The organism is Collinsella sp. HCP3S3_D1, assembly GCF_052064015.1.
Lineage (GTDB): Bacteria > Actinomycetota > Coriobacteriia > Coriobacteriales > Coriobacteriaceae > Collinsella.
Genome location: NZ_JBQHWK010000021.1, coordinates 1 through 15,346, shown reverse-complemented (window position 1 = coordinate 15,346; position 15,346 = coordinate 1). Strand labels below are relative to the sequence as shown.

Sequence of the window (15,346 nt, the reverse complement as noted above, 5' to 3'; positions counted from 1 at the left end):
CCATCCCGCGTATACCGTCGATAATGTGACAAAGGAACTGTCACTTTGTCACATCTGCCCAACCCTTATTGGGGCACCCGATTCCCTATTGGATGATAAAGGACGGATGATACGGACACTTTTCGCCCATGCACACTGTATTGGCCGCATAGCTATCGCAGGTTGGCGTCTTCTCCCATGCTTTAAGCTGTGGTCCGCCGAGCGCGTTAAAAAACGAAACGGCCTCACGAATCGCCACGCGCGCATCTCGCTTGCAGCACCGTGGGCTTCCCGAGCGCGCGATGGCGGCAAGCAGCTCCGAAACCATAAGCTGCCCCTCCTGCCAGCCTTCACTGCGCAGCGGCGCATTGCCGCGCACGATTGCATATGCCATGCCCGCAGACGCAGCTGCCCCGCACACGCCCCAACGGGCACACGTCGCCCCCGGCACGCAATCCGAACGAGACATCAAATCGGCAAGATCGTCTTTGAGCATCGCATCTCGCTCCCCAGATGCTTCGGCGTTGCGCCAGCACGCAAGCAGCACCGCGCCCACAATAAAATGGTGGATGGGGCCAAAAGCCACGCAGCGCTCATCTGCCATAACCTCTTCCAAAAGAGCCGCGGGCGCCACCGACGTACTGGCCATGAGCATCTCAACAATCCAGCCTGTTTGTTCGTCTTTTGCCATGCGGCATCCTCCTCTAAAACAAATTGTGCGCTCACTCCATTATGGCCTTCTTCTGCCCGGCGCGCTCAATGCGAAACAACCTGCTTCGCTCGTGCCGCCAACAAGCCCTGCTAGTTCTCGTCGCAAATCAGCCATGCTCAGGAGCAACACCAGAGGCGATGGCAAGCGCGATGGACAGTGGCAACACCACGACGGCAGCTCTTTTCGAAAAAGAAGGCCCCGCGCAATCGCGCGAGGCCTCCCCATTCATGGAACTATGATCAAAGCAGCCCAAAAAGCTTACTCCCACTCAACGGTGCCGACGGGCTTGGGCGTGAGGTCGTAGCACACACGGCAGATGCCGGGAACCTCGGCTGTGACGCGAGCGGTAATACGCTTGAGCAGTGCCCAGTCGAGCTCAGGCACCTCGGCGGTCATCACGTCGACGGTGTTGATGCAGCGGATGATGCAGGGCCAGTCGTAGGCGCGCTTGCCCTCGCGCACGCCGGTGGCACGGAAGTCGGGCACCACGGCGAAGTACTGCCAGATGGTCAGACCTGCCTTGTCGATCTCCTCGCGCACGATGGCGTCGGCTTCGCGCAGCGCCTCAAGACGGTCGCGGGTGATGGCACCAAGGCAGCGGACGCCCAGGCCGGGGCCGGGGAACGGCTGACGCTCGACCATGTTCTCGGGCAGACCGAGCTCGCGGCCCACGACGCGGACCTCGTCCTTGTACAGCAGCTTGACGGGCTCGCAAAGCTCAAACTGCAGGTCCTCGGGCAGGCCACCCACGTTGTGGTGGGCCTTCACGCCATCCTGGGACTCCAGGATGTCGGGGTAGATGGTTCCCTGGGCGAGGAAGCTGACCTCGTCGCCAACCTTGCGGGCCTCCTCCTCGAACACGCGAATGAACTCGGCGCCGATGATTTTGCGCTTGGCCTCGGGCTCCTCGACGTCCACGAGCTTATCCAAGAAGCGATCGGTCGCGTCCACATAGACCAGGTTGGCGTCCATCTGGTTCTTGAAGACGTCGACGACTTGCTCGCTCTCGCCCTTACGCATCAGGCCGTGATTCACGTGCACGCAGATAAGCTGCTTGCCGATGGCCTTGATGAGCAGGGCCGCGACAACCGAACTGTCGACACCACCGGAAAGGGCCAGCAGGACCTTCTTGTCGCCGATCTGCTCGCGGATTGCAGCGATCTGCTCATCGATGAACACCTGGGCAAGTTCGGAAGTGGTGATACGCACCATGTCGTCGGGACGCTTGTTGGAATCCATGCAAAGCTCCTTTTCGGTTCGATGGGAATGCGTCACACGTATGCAAACGCACCGTCATATGACCTCATTATATGCAGAACAAGATGTGTTTCCCATCGCTGCGACAAAGCTTTTTGCAGGGGTGGCAATTTTTCCTATTGTCGAGCTCAGCTAGGCTTCGGTAGCCACCTTGGCAGCATCGCCAATAGACTCTTCCTTTATACGTTCTGCGTAATCGTATGCCATACCCGCAAATTCCAGTCCCGAGTAACAGGAGTACAATTGCTGCTATTGTTGCCAGCTGTTGGGAGATGGAAGATGGACTGCGATGGCTACCCTTGCGTTCCCATGCCGTTGATGTGCACCGCCTTTGTGCCGGGGCAGATTGACGCTGCGGTTGCAGGCATTTCCGACCCCGATTCGCGCGCCATTGCCACGGCAGAAGCGCTGTACTTTCGCGGACAGGCCACCCTCGCTGCCAAGACGGCGCGCCCCTATCTTGACGCCACCGACCCCGCACTGCGCTATTCCGCATGCTTTATCTGCGGATACGCCAGTCTGTCGCTCAACCGTATCGCCGATGCCCGCCGGTGCCTTACTGGCATCCTCGATACGCCGGCCGACGAGGAATCGCCTGCCGTCCACGCCGTGCACACCCTGTTCGCCTCGGCCGCGAGCGTCCTGCTGCACTTGCCTTCCCCGTATTCCGCCGAAGAGTTTTATCCGCTTGCGGCGCATTTGCCCGAAGGCCTGCGCCTGTTCGCCAGCTACGTGATGGCGCACGCCTTGTATCTGCGCGGCGAATACGGCCGCAGCCTGGGCATGGTGGAAAATGCCCTGATCATGAAACAGGGAAGCTATCCCATCTCGGAACTGTTCCTGCACCTGGCGGCTTCCATGGCATGCATGAGCCTCAAGGACATCGACGCCGCAAAGGCACATTTCGGAGCCGCTTGGGACATTGCGCGCCCCGACGGCCTTATCGAGCTCATTGGCGAGCACCACGGCCTTTTACAGGGGCTCATCGAGGCGTGCCTAAAAGCGCAATACCCTGACGATTTCGCACGCATCATCGAGATTACGTATCGATTCAGCTACGGCTGGCGGCGCATCCACAACCCCGATTCGGGCGAGGACGTGGCCGACGATTTAACGACCACGGAGTTCACCATGGCCATGCTCGCCTGCCGCGGATGGACCAACGCCGAAATCGCACGCCACATGGAAGTATCGCCGGGCACTGTTAAAAACCGCCTATCAGGAGTGTATGCCAAGCTTGGTATCGGAACTCGCGCCGAGCTGGTCGCGCATATGTTGCGTTAGCGACCGGGCTGCCAAGCGCATCGAACGCGTTCCGGAACCCGGCGCTTCGCTCGATCAATTTGGACATTTTGACCCTTGAACGGCACTACCGCCACGGGGCACCTTCTCGCAAAATAGGATTATTTCCTCCGTTATTTGCGGGATGGGAGCCCAAAATGCTTGATCGTCGTTCGCTACTTATCGCCGGAGCATCCTCGCTGGCAGGCATCATGCTGCCTCGCGTGCCGAGCAGCGCAAACGCCTTCATACTGCCATTCGCCCCCACCGAGGCCTATGCCGACGAAGAAGACCCCTTCAAGGTGCTCGTTCTCACGCGCACCATGTTTGGTGTGGTCGTGGTCGACGTCGCCAACAAGAATATGCCCATCAAGGGAGCCCAGGTCACGCTCGCGTCGCGTTATGCCGCGGGCAAGCAGATCTCCGCCACTACCGACGACGAGGGCACGGCCATCTTTGAGGTCGCGCCGCTTTCGGAAGGCTACGTGGACCAGGCAACGCTTCTCGACGCGTACGACTTTAACGGTGGCATCTCCATCAGCATGGCGGGCTACCGTGATGTCGAGATCCCCCTCACGCGCATCCAGGGCGGCACCGCCATTACCGCGCCCACACGTCCGCTTTCCGACGGTGAGCCGTACTTTCGCCAGCTTACGTTCGACGAGTGGGACATCCAGTACGCCGACGCCACGTTCATGGCACTGCCGAAGGACGACGCCGGAAACGACCAACCCGACACGCACGCCTTTACCGTGCAGGCACATCTGCCACAGGGTGGACAGGCAACGCTGTGCATCAACAAGGTAATGCCCGCCACGAGCAGCTCATCCGAAACCGTCACGCAAATTGGCCAAGTCAAGGCCAGTGCATCGGGTTCGGATAATCTGGCAACGTTCACACTCGAAGACACGTTCCTCGATGCAGCTTCGGGCCTTCTGGAGGAAGGATGCAAGCTGCGCTTTGTCCTCGACTATCAGGGCAAGACCTATACACTCTCCTCCCCCATGGCCGTTGTCACCGCGCCGGCCGCAAAGGCAGAATCGGGTTCGACCACTATCGTCCCCACCACCATGGACCAAGAGATTACTCCGTTTGATTTCCCGGCGGCGTTTCCCGGCATCGGCGGAAATAAGTTCACGTGCTGGATGCCCTCGTTCCCCATTATGTTTAATTTCTCTTTTGCCGGATACGTGCTGTTTGGCGGAGGATACAAACCGGTCGGCTACATGAACGATTCGGGCAATCCGGATCCGGAATACTGGAAGAAGTCACCGCGAGAGTCGGGCGCCAAGCAGGCAAACCGCTACCTCGACGAGATGGAGGGGAAGTGGAATCAGTACAAAAGTATGAGTGCCGGTTCGGGCACCGATCCAAGGAACACTAAGCTGCTTCGTCACCACTGCACGCCGCGTTTTACGATGAATATCGCCACACAGCTGTACGGATCGCTCGCCTACGACTGGGTGGGCAAAACCTGGGGTGACAACAACGACCCCGCATTTGGCAATATTAAGGCCCTCTTCCAGGTAAGAACCGACCTCAATTGGACCGAGCAGTTTACCCTAGGACCGGTGCCGTTTTTCCTAAACGTCAACCCCTGGGTGCTGGCGAAGCTGGCGCTCGCCGTGGGTGCCCACACGCACGGCAGCGGCGCGGCGTTTTTTAAAAACATTTCGCTCGACTATTCAAACACCTCGGGCTCGTTCACCATCCAGATCGGGCTTGCCGTCACCTTTGGCGCCGGCGTTGCAGGCGTCGCTTCGTCTGCCGTGCGCGGCGCCGCATCCCTCACGCTGTTCATTGGGTACGAGAAGGCAGATGGACACCAGCTTCCGCGACTGCGCGTAGGTGCAGACGTCGATGTCGATGTGATACTCCAGTTCGTAATGTTCAAGTGGACCACCAAGGCTTGGTCGGGGTCGTGGCCCACACTCCTCGATTCGTGGAATATGTCGGTGAACAATGGCAACCAGTATGTGCTCCAGCGCTCTGAGCTCGCATTGGGTGGAGATACGCCTTACACGTTGGATGCCCGCTTCGGCACGGCCGGCAACGCCGAGGCAGGCGGCGTGCCGCAATTTATCGCATCGGCCACCATCGTCACCAACGCCGAGCTGCTCGCACGCGCCGAGGTTAAGGCCACTGCCGTAAACGTCGCGCCTGTCGTGCGCGATTGGAATCAAGCGGTCACGCGCATTGAGCTCGAGGCGGATGCAGAAAGCGACGACACGGGACAGATCGAGCATTTCGTCCATACACTGATAGAGAACGACGAAAACGCCGCGCCGATGTATGACTACACCTATATCGGGCAGACGACGAACGCCGTTGCGGACCCCAACGCCAATTCTGCTGGTGTATCGGAGGACGAGCGTGGCGGCATCAAGCCCTCGAGCGACAACGTGCTGTTTGCTGGCGTGCTCAGCGAAGCCCACATGAAGCTGGCAATGATTGCCGGCGTAGAATGTCTGTTCCGTATCGCCTCGGTGCGCTACGGCGACAATGGCCGCTCGCGCCTGGTGGTGCACACAAAGGCAAACGGCACGTGGTCCGCTCCCACTCCCGTGGACTTTCCCCTTGGGTTTGGCGAGGGCGACGTGGAGCGCGACGGCATATTCGATTACGACTTCGACGTGGTGGAATATACGGACGGAAGAGGAAACCAGGACGCCTACGTGCTGCTGATCTCGGGCGAGCGCCCCGCCGGTGACAACACCCTTTTCGATACGGCAAGCACAGCCGGCATACTGTCCGTCGTGCGCCTGCGCATAAGTAATAGCGAAGTTCGCGTGGTGTCGTATACGTCGTGGCGCAGCATCTCGCGCGGCCGCCTTCAGGAGGATGGCTACCATTGTCTGCAGTGCCCGCGTATCACGGTGGGCAAGACGCTCGTCGACGGGCGCCTGTCGGGTGCCTACCTCCACCGCCGCGGAACCACCGCAGAAAAGGCGCTCGGCAGCGAGGCCGAGGTTGCGCTGGAATGCTTTACCTTGTGGTCGGATGATTTGGGCGACAGTCTCACGTTCCGTCAGATCCTCCGCTTTCCGCAAGCACCGTCGAGTATCGAGCTGGGCAAGCCCGAGAATATCAACGGCAAAATGGTGGTGTCCGTTGCGTACGAGACCGCAGACGGTTGCGGCTGCGCATCTTACGCCGTGATCGGCCAGTCCATTGCGTGCTGGGACGTTATGTCACCAGACGCCACGGTACCTCATGCGGTGCCATGGCCACAACATTCGGGCTTTTTGGCAACCGTCAACGAGCAACTGCAGCATATTACTTGGACGCGAGGCGCATCGGCATTTGCAACGCAGCCCGTGGGTGCCGCAGGCTGTGGCCCGGCATCGTTTAGCGTAAGCAACAACGGCAGGTGCGTGCTCTATGTAGAGAACACCGATGGCAAGGTGGGACAAACCTACGACGAAGAAGGCAACCCGGTAGCAGTGATGGGCAAGCACTTCCGCATCTTCGCCAGCACCTTGGCAGGCGATCTGTTCACGGAGCCGTTCGTGATGTGCGAGCTGGACCATCCCGTCGATCAGATAACGACATTTTTGACGTCGGGAGGCATACTCTCCGCACTCGCCACGCACATTGTGAGCGCGGAGAAGAGCGAGGCAGAGCTGCACGGCATCGAAGTGCCCTTGGTGGCGTGTGCCACTCCGACGGGCGCGGTCGCTACCTCGGGCGCGGTGGTACCCGGAGCAGCAGGCGAATCCTTCATGGTCACGGTGCGAAACGACGGCAACACCTTGCTGACCGCCGGCACGATCGATCTGTACCGAGAGGGCTCCAGCCAGCCGTTCTCCAGCGCATCCATCGGATTCGGACTGAACGCACGCATGGTTTCGATCTACGATCCAGAGCTTGCCGAGGATGCTTCGGCCAAAGACATGGCACACGTGAAGTACGCGCTCGAGACGCTGGGCGCACGTTTTGCAACGCACCCGCTGGTAGCCGACAACGGCAACGCCGTGCTGGCACCGGGTTGCACGGCACAGTTCCGCATGAGCTTCGCCATCCCCGAGAGTTGGAGCGACGATGTGGGCAAACGCGTAACGCTGTATGCGAAGGCGCATAATCTGGTGGCGCTCGATCCCGTAACGCTCGAGGAAATTCGACCGGGTGCAAACTCGGCGCTGGGTGCCGTACTGCACGAGCTTCATGTGCCCGACGCGGCATGCGAACGCTCCGAAGTTCAGGTCGGCGTATGCGACAGCGCGGATACGACGGGACTTCACGATGCACCGATGACGGCGGACGACGGTGGCGGCTCGAGTGGCGGCGGTACTGACAAGGGCGGCGGCTCCGGCGGAAGCAGCTCCAGCAGCGGCAAGGACCACAACAATAGCAAGCGCCCCGGAAAAGCGGGCGCGCTTGCGGGCACGGGCGATACATGCGCTCCCCTTACGGCAGCCGCTGCAGCACTCGCCGCGGCAGGCGCCGGCCTCGTCGCCTACAGCACCCGCCGCACGGCGCTCGAAGCCGATACCGCCAATGAGGTCAATTCGGATAGGCCCCGCTAGCTCCTAGTTACTTTTATGAGAGACGCCGACTCGGCTCATTCGTCATCGCTATGCGGACATTACAACTTCGGTTCGCAATTCAAACTTACTCGCACAATACCGACTCGGTTTTGTGCGAGTAAACGAAACCTCATCGAACTCCGAACGATTGTTCGATGGATTTCGTGTTGGTTGGAATCGTCTGTGGGCTGGGCTATGCTACCTTGACTATCTATATGACTTAAACGCAGCAAAGGAGCACCGAGAGAGCGAGTATGGCAAAAAACACCGCAAACTATGGTAACGACAGTATCCGCCAGCTCAAGGACGAGGAGCGCGTACGCCTGCGCCCCGCCGTCATCTTTGGCTCGGACGGGCTCGACGGTTGCGCGCATGCCGCCTTCGAGATCCTGTCCAACGCCGTTGACGAGGCGCGCCAGGGCTACGGCAAGCTCATCACCCTTACCGCCTTTCGCGATGGCTCCATTCAGGTAGAGGACAACGGCCGCGGCTGCCCGCTTGACTGGAACCCCTCCGAGAAGCGCTTTAACTGGGAACTCGTCTTTTGCGAGCTTTACGCCGGCGGTAAGTACAACAACAACCAGGGCGGCGACTACGACTTCTCGCTCGGCACCAACGGCCTGGGCTCGTGCGCAACCCAGTACGCCTCCGAATACATGGACGTCACGGTTTGGCGCGACGGCAACAAGTACTCCCTGCACTTTAAGAAGGGCAAGGTCGTCGGCGCCAAAAAGAAAGCACTCGAGGTTGAGCCCAGCGACGAGGACCGCACCGGTACCACCATCAAGTGGCGCCCCGATCTTGAGGTCTTTACCTCCATCAGCATCCCCCACGATTGGTATCGCGAGACCATGCGCCGCCAGGCCGTGGTCAACGCCAACGTGACCTTCCGGCTGCGCATCGAGGGCGACGACGGCGAGTTTTCCCAAGAGGACTTCTGCTATCCCAAGGGCATCGAGGACTACGTGCTCGAGAAGGTCGGTGCCGACTACCTTACCGATCCCTTCTTTATCGAGGCCGACCGTCGCGGTCGCGATCGCGAGGATCTGCCCGATTACAACGTAAAAATCACTGCTTGCATGTGCTTCTCGCGCACTTTCACGATGCAGGAGTACTACCACAACTCCTCCTGGCTCGAGAACGGCGGCTCACCCGAAAAGGCGGCCCGTAGCGCCCTGACCAGCGCCATCGATGCCTACATCAAGCAACAGGGCAAGTACAACAAAAACGAGAGCGGCATTAAGTGGCAAGATGTCCAGGACTGTCTGGTGCTGGTAACCAACTGCTTCTCCACCCAAACGTCCTACGAAAACCAGACTAAGAAGGCCATCAACAACCGCTTTATCCAGCAGGCCATGACGGCATTCTTTAAGGAGCGCCTCTCGACCTACTTGATCGAGAACAAAGATGCCGCCAACAAGATCATGGAGCAGGTGCTCATCAACAAGCGCTCGCGCGAGAATGCCGAGAAGACGCGCCAGAGCATCAAGACCAACCTGCAGCAGAAGACCGACATGGCCAACCGCGTGCAGAAATTCATCGACTGCCGCTCCAAGGACAAGAGCCGTCGCGAGATCTACATCGTAGAGGGCGACTCGGCAGCAGGCGCCATTCGCACCTCGCGCGATGCCGAGTTCCAGGGCGTTATGCCCGTCCGCGGCAAGATCCTCAACTGCCTAAAGGAGGACTATCCGCGCATCTTTAAGTCCGACATCATCATGGACCTCATGCGCGTGCTGGGCTGCGGCGTGGAGATCAAGGACAAGCGCATCAAGAACCTGGGCGCCTTTGACCTGGACAACCTCAACTGGAACAAGGTCATCATCTGTACGGACGCCGACGTCGACGGCTATCACATCCGTACGCTCGTGCTCACCATGCTCTATCGCCTGGTGCCCACGCTTATCGACGAAGGCTACGTGTATATCGCCGAGTCGCCGCTCTACGAGATCAACTGCAAAGAAAAGACCTACTTTGCCTACACCGAGCTCGAGAAGAACGGCATTCTTAAGGAGATCGGCGACCAGAAGTGCTCCATCAACCGCTCCAAGGGTCTTGGTGAGAACGACCCGGACATGATGTGGCTCACCACCATGAACCCCGAGACGCGTCGTCTGATCAAGGTCGAGTCCGAAGACGTCACCAAGATGGAGACCATGTTCAACCTTCTGCTGGGCAGCGACGAGGCGGGCCGCAAGCGCCATATCTCGGAGCACGGCAAGGAATACCTGGACCAGCTGGACCTGCAGTAGCAGCAAATCGATAACGACGGCCCATAAGAAGTTCAAGAGGAAATCGTGGCAAAGAAGAAGACGAAGAACCAGCCAAAGAAAAAGCAGGTCAACGCCGAGAACGTCATCGGCCTGCACTCCGAGGTCACCAATCAGCCGATCACGCAGACGCTCGAGGTCAACTACATGCCCTACGCCATGAGCGTCAACGTCTCGCGTGCGTTCCCCGAGATCGACGGTTTTAAGCCCTCGCACCGCAAGCTGCTCTACACCATGTACAAGATGGGCTTGCTCAAAGGTGAGCGCCAGAAGAGCGCTAACATCGTGGGCCAAACCATGAAGCTCAACCCGCACGGCGACGCCGCGATCTACGAGACGATGGTGCGCTTGGCCACCGGCAACGAGGCGCTGCTCGCCCCCTTCGTGGAGTCGAAGGGCAACTTTGGCAAGTACTATTCGGGCGACCTGAGCTACGCCGCCTCACGTTACACCGAGGCCAAGCTCGCCCCCATCAGTGCCGAGATCTTCAAGGACATCGACAAAGACCCGGTCGACTTCGTCGACAGCTACGACGGCGCCATGAAGGAGCCGCGTCTGTTGCCCACCACGTTCCCCAACATCCTTGTCTCGGCCAACAAGGGCATCGGCGTCGCCATGGCGTCCGACATCTGCGGCTTCAACCTCAACGAGGTCTGCACCGCCACCATGCACTACCTGCAGGATCCTAACTGCGATCTGCTCGAATATATGCCCATGCCCGACTTCTCGACCGGCGGTGAGATTATCTACCGCCGCGAGGAGATGGAAAAGATTATCGAGACCGGCCTTGGCAGCTTCCAGATCCGCTCCCGCTGGCGCTGGATTCCCGAAGAGCGCATCATCGAGGTCTACGAGATCCCCTACACCACCAAGACCGATGTCATCATCGATCGCATCGTCAAGCTCTCCAAAGAGGGCAAGGTCAAGGAGATCGCTGACATCCGCGACGAGACTGACCTCTCGGGCCTGCGTATCGCCATCGACCTTAAGCGCGGTGTCGACCCCGATAAGCTCATGGCCAAGCTCTATCGCTCGACTACGCTGCAGGATTCGTTCTCGTGCAACTTTAACGTGTTGGTCGATGGTTACCCCCGCGTTATGGGCGTACGCCAGATCCTGCACGAGTGGGTCAAGTGGCGTATTGAGTCCACGCGTCGTCGCATTAACTTTGACTTGGGCAAAAAGTCCGAGCGCCTGCACCTGCTGCACGGCCTCGAGGCGATTCTGCTCGACATCGACAAGGCCATCGCCATCATCCGTGGCACCAAGCTCGAGGCTGAGGTCGTGCCCAACCTTATGAAGGGTTTCGACATCGACGAGACCCAGGCCGAGTTTGTTGCCGAGCTTAAGCTCCGCAACATCAACGAGGAGTACATCCTCAACCGCACCAAGGACATCGCTAAGCTTGAGGGTGAGATTGCCGAGCTAGAGGAGATCCTCTCCAGCGAGGAGAACATCAAGAAGGTCATCAGCGACGAGCTGGCTGCGGTCAACAAGAAGTACGTGATGCCGCGCCGCACGGGCAGGATTGAGCCTCACGAGGTCATCGAGGTAAGCCTGGAGCCCGAGGTCGAGGAATATCCGGTTACCATCATGCTCTCGCGCGAGGGCTACCTTAAGAAGATGACGGACCGCGTACTCAAGAAGGCTGCGACGCTCAAGTACAAGGACGGCGATAAGCCCTTTATCGAGTTCCCGTCCTCCAATACGCACGAGCTGCTCGTGTTTACCAACAAGAGCCAGGTGTACAAGTGCAAGGTCGCAGCGTTTGAGGACACCAAGTCGGCCCAGCTGGGCTCGTACTTGCCCACCGACCTCGAGATGGAACCCGACGAGAGCGTCATCTGGGTCATCGACCCCGAGGACTACAAGGCCGACGTGCTGTTCGTCTTTGAGAACGGTCGTGTGGTGCGCGTCGCGCTTTCTGGATACGTCACCAAGACCAACCGCAAGCGCCTCAAGAACGCCATCTACGGCGGCAGCAAACTGCTGTATGCACAGGTGCTCAAGGAGGATCGCGACCTCGCGCTGGTCTCGAGCGACTACCGCCTGATGAACTTCAACACGTCGCTGCTCAAGACCAAGACGACCACCAACACGCAGGGCGTCCAGGCCTTTACCGCCAAGAAGGGTCGCTCGGTCACCACCGTCGGCACGACCGAGGAAATCCTTGGCGCCGGCGTCTCGGCCGAGAAGTTCACCGCGCAGAGTCTCCCCTCTGCCGGTGCCCTCATGAAAGAAAACGACATGCCGAGTTTGTTTGACTAGGACGACGGCAGAGCCGCCATAAACTCTCAAAACAGTGAGGCCCGGAGCGCAGTAAATGCCGCGCTCCGGGCCCCATGCATTACAGCAGCATCATCCCTATAGACAAAATGTCGCATAAAGTGGAACAGACATAAGCCCATCATTCATTCCCAAAGGGCACGGCGGACAGCCTTTAGAGGTTCGATATCGACGAAAACGCCCGCTTTGAAACTCAAGTGCCTTTTCGTGTGCGAGCCGCCAGCTGCAATAGGAAGCGAATCAACGCAGGCGCCTTTCAAGCAGTTTGCAAAACTGCAGGTCGCAGGCCTTCATTGCTAGTAGGGAAAATGAGTAGTCTCAGGTGGCTTGCCCATGAGTTAGCGAGCAGGTTGGGGCTTCGTTGTTGGCGCAATCACTTCGTGCGCACTCGAAAGGTCTGTTTAACAAAAGACTAATCGGATGCGACTGGCCGCCCATACGGCGACGACGTTTCCCGTGCGAGCACAAACGGCCCTGCGTGCCCTATCGAGCGATATCCCCGTATGACGCTCAGAACTCCTGCTCGCCGAGCAGTCACCTCGCGAGATCCAGCACGAGAACGCCCTCCCGGGTATAAGGCCCGCGCCTCGTGCGGGCGATGAGGACCTTCGTGAATGCATCCCTGATGGACAGAAGCGACGAGAGCCCCTTCTCGAGCGTCGACTCAGAGCTAACGTCGTCTCTTGCTTAAACTCTCCTTCGCGGTTTCGAAACTCAAGGTCTTTTAAAGTTTCGAAAATGAGAAGACGATATGCGCAAGGGCGCGTCGGGTGGTAAGCCCCAACCATGTCATGTCGCCAGCGATGAAGGGCGCGTCTGCGCGTGCTACAATCCAACTACCAGAGATAAAAACACAGTCCCCGTCGGGTAGTCGTGGGCGTGCGGGGGTCCGCATCAGTAACCTGCCTCCTTGGTTGTCCCTTCTCTGCATGGTCATCTACATAAAGGAGGAACCAACCATGCAGATCAGTGTGTCGTCCACCCTGACCGTATATCACGACGGCCAATTCTGGGTCGGGCTGGCGGAGCATGTCGAGGACGGCAGATACGGCGTCGCCCGCATCGTCTTCGGCGCGGAGCCGTCCGATGAGGAGATCCTGCGATTCGTTGTCGGCAAATGGGAGAAGCTCTCGTTCTTCGGCGACAAGGCCACTGAGACAAGCAAGCCCGCGAAGAACCCCAAGCGGCGCGCTCGCGAGGCAGCGAAAGCCCTTAAACGGCCCGCGGTGAGCACCAAGGCACAACAGGCGCTCGCGGCGCAGCGGGAAGCGATGAAGCGGGAGTCGGCTCAAGCAAGAAGTCAGCGTCGCGCGGATGAGGCGGAGGCGCGCTTCGAGCAGCGGAAGCTGAAGCGCAAGCAGAAGCATCGTGGGCATTGACCGGTGCCGACATGGGTCCAGGTGTGAACGGGGCTACGTCCCCTGTTCACACTGCTCACACATACAGCAGCGGGCACGGATTCGACTGAAACTGCGCCCGCTGTCTGATGCTAAATTAATTTATCAAACATGTGTTCTATTCCAGCGCAGTAATTAAATACGCTGGTACATAGATACTCCGATCAAGACGGCCGCGTATACGACCGGGAACTTTCGACAGTTGAATACGCGTCTGACCTGGGATATCCAAGCGAACAATAGGCCTAACCCGCGATAGGTCCCAGGCCAGACGGGTATCCAATCGAAGGGGAGGGGCACTCCGGTGTGGAGGCAGCGGAGTGCCCGGGGAAAGCCCGGCCGGCCGGGCCTCCGGGGTGCGGCGGACTCCCGTGAAAGAGGGTCACCGCGCCCCGGCAAGCCGGGCTATTAGGCGGACGGCTCCTGCTGCGTGATGCAGTGGATGTTGCCGCCGCCGTAGACGACCTGGTCGGACTTGACGCCCACGCACTTGTAGACGCCCTCGCCCCAGACCTCGTCGTAGATCTCCTGGAGCGTGTCGACGGCCAGCTGGTCGTTCTCGTCGCCGTACTGCGGGACGATGACGCCGTGGTTGGTCACGAGGTAGTTCATGTAGGAGGCGATCAGCGGCTCGTCGGGGACGCGCGGCTCGGCGTTCTCGTCGGCGTCGATGGTGTCGCAGGAGGCCTGGTCCATGTACAGCGGCTTCACGGGCATGCAGAGCTTGTAGACCTTCAGCTTGCGGCCCTTGGCGTCAACCGCGTTGGAGAGGGTCTCGTAGGCGGCGTGGCACTGCTCGTAGAACGGGTACTCGGGGTCGTCGGTCCAGATGCAGACCATGACGCCCGGGGCGATGAAGGTGGCGACGTCGTCGATGTGGCCGTTGGTCTCCTCGGGGTCGATGCCCTCCTTGACCCAGATGACCTTCTCGACGCCGAGGTAGTCCTTGAGGTGCTCGGTCATGTACTCGCGAAGCTCCTCGCTCCAGGGCTCGAACTTCTTGCGGTACTTGGGCCAGAGGGACTCGGGGTCCTCCTCCTCCTCGAGCACCGCGGAGCAGGTGCGGCCGGGGGACAGGAGGCACTGGTCGGTGACGACGAGGGTGCCCTCGCCGTCGACGGTGATGGAGCCGCCCTCGAGGATCATGTCGTCGGGACGGTAGCGGCGGCAGCCGGAGAGCTCGGCCATCTTGAGGGCGATCTGCTCGTCCTTGTCCCACGGGAAGTAGAGGCCGTCGATGAGGCCGCCGTAGCCGTTGAAGTGCCAGTGGTTGGCGCGCTTATCGCCCTTGCCGTTGATGACGTAGGTGGCGCCGGTGTCGCGGAACCAGGCGTCGTCGGTGGTCATCTCGACGACGGTGACGTTCTCGTCGTTCTCGAAGACGGCCTTGCAGTTGGCGTAGTCGACCTGGTTGGCGCACATATAGACCGGGGTGAACTCGGAGATGGCGCGGGCGATGGCGGCATACTGCTTCTTGTTAGCGCTAATCTAAAATTGACCACTTTCGCAAACGCATCTCGCCGAATGCGCTAACGCGCTTTCGCCGACCCCGCTAACGTACTTTCACCAACTGCGCTAACGGAACTATGCTCCGATCGGGTATCCGACCCGGGAGGAGCGGGATATGGAGCGAAACGT

General features: G+C 59.6%; 8 protein-coding genes. 5 read left to right on the top strand and 3 right to left on the bottom strand.

Annotation, left to right across the window (positions count from 1 at the left end; all coding sequences use genetic code 11):
* Positions 1-85: 85 nt before the first annotated feature.
* Both ACTNDJ_RS07515 and guaA read right to left on the bottom strand, forming a co-directional pair.
* Positions 86-670 carry a DUF5714 domain-containing protein gene (locus ACTNDJ_RS07515; RefSeq protein WP_441083505.1) on the bottom strand — a complete coding sequence of 195 codons (585 nt, stop codon included), beginning with the start codon at positions 668-670 and terminating at the stop codon, positions 86-88.
* Between the two features lie 279 nt (positions 671-949).
* Positions 950-1,930, bottom strand: coding sequence for a glutamine-hydrolyzing GMP synthase (gene guaA / locus ACTNDJ_RS07510; protein WP_441083504.1), 981 nt, complete (start codon positions 1,928-1,930; stop codon positions 950-952).
* Between the two features lie 297 nt (positions 1,931-2,227).
* Here guaA and ACTNDJ_RS07505 point away from each other — a divergent pair, with 297 nt between their 5' ends.
* From ACTNDJ_RS07505 to ACTNDJ_RS07485, 5 genes are all read left to right on the top strand, one after another.
* Positions 2,228-3,232 carry a helix-turn-helix domain-containing protein gene (locus ACTNDJ_RS07505; RefSeq protein ID WP_441064026.1) on the top strand — a complete coding sequence of 335 codons (1,005 nt, stop codon included), beginning with the start codon at positions 2,228-2,230 and terminating at the stop codon, positions 3,230-3,232.
* 155 nt (positions 3,233-3,387) lie between these two features.
* Positions 3,388-7,755, top strand: coding sequence for a hypothetical protein (locus tag ACTNDJ_RS07500; protein ID WP_441064027.1), 4,368 nt, complete (start codon positions 3,388-3,390; stop codon positions 7,753-7,755).
* 254 nt (positions 7,756-8,009) lie between these two features.
* On the top strand, positions 8,010-10,007 hold the full coding sequence (locus tag ACTNDJ_RS07495; protein WP_441064028.1) for a DNA gyrase/topoisomerase IV subunit B: 1,998 nt from the start codon (positions 8,010-8,012) through the stop codon (positions 10,005-10,007).
* Between the two features lie 45 nt (positions 10,008-10,052).
* The gene (locus tag ACTNDJ_RS07490) at positions 10,053-12,293 is read left to right on the top strand and encodes a DNA gyrase subunit A (protein WP_441064029.1); all 2,241 of its coding nucleotides are present in this window, start codon (positions 10,053-10,055) and stop codon (positions 12,291-12,293) included.
* Between the two features lie 977 nt (positions 12,294-13,270).
* Positions 13,271-13,690 (top strand): YjdF family protein, encoded by a 420-nt coding sequence (locus ACTNDJ_RS07485; RefSeq protein ID WP_441033667.1) that lies wholly within the window; start codon positions 13,271-13,273, stop codon positions 13,688-13,690.
* A gap of 426 nt (positions 13,691-14,116) precedes the next feature.
* Here the strand turns inward: ACTNDJ_RS07485 and ACTNDJ_RS07480 are convergent, their stop codons facing one another.
* Positions 14,117-15,196 (bottom strand): agmatine deiminase family protein, encoded by a 1,080-nt coding sequence (locus tag ACTNDJ_RS07480; RefSeq protein WP_441064033.1) that lies wholly within the window; start codon positions 15,194-15,196, stop codon positions 14,117-14,119.
* Positions 15,197-15,346: the final 150 nt, after the last annotated feature.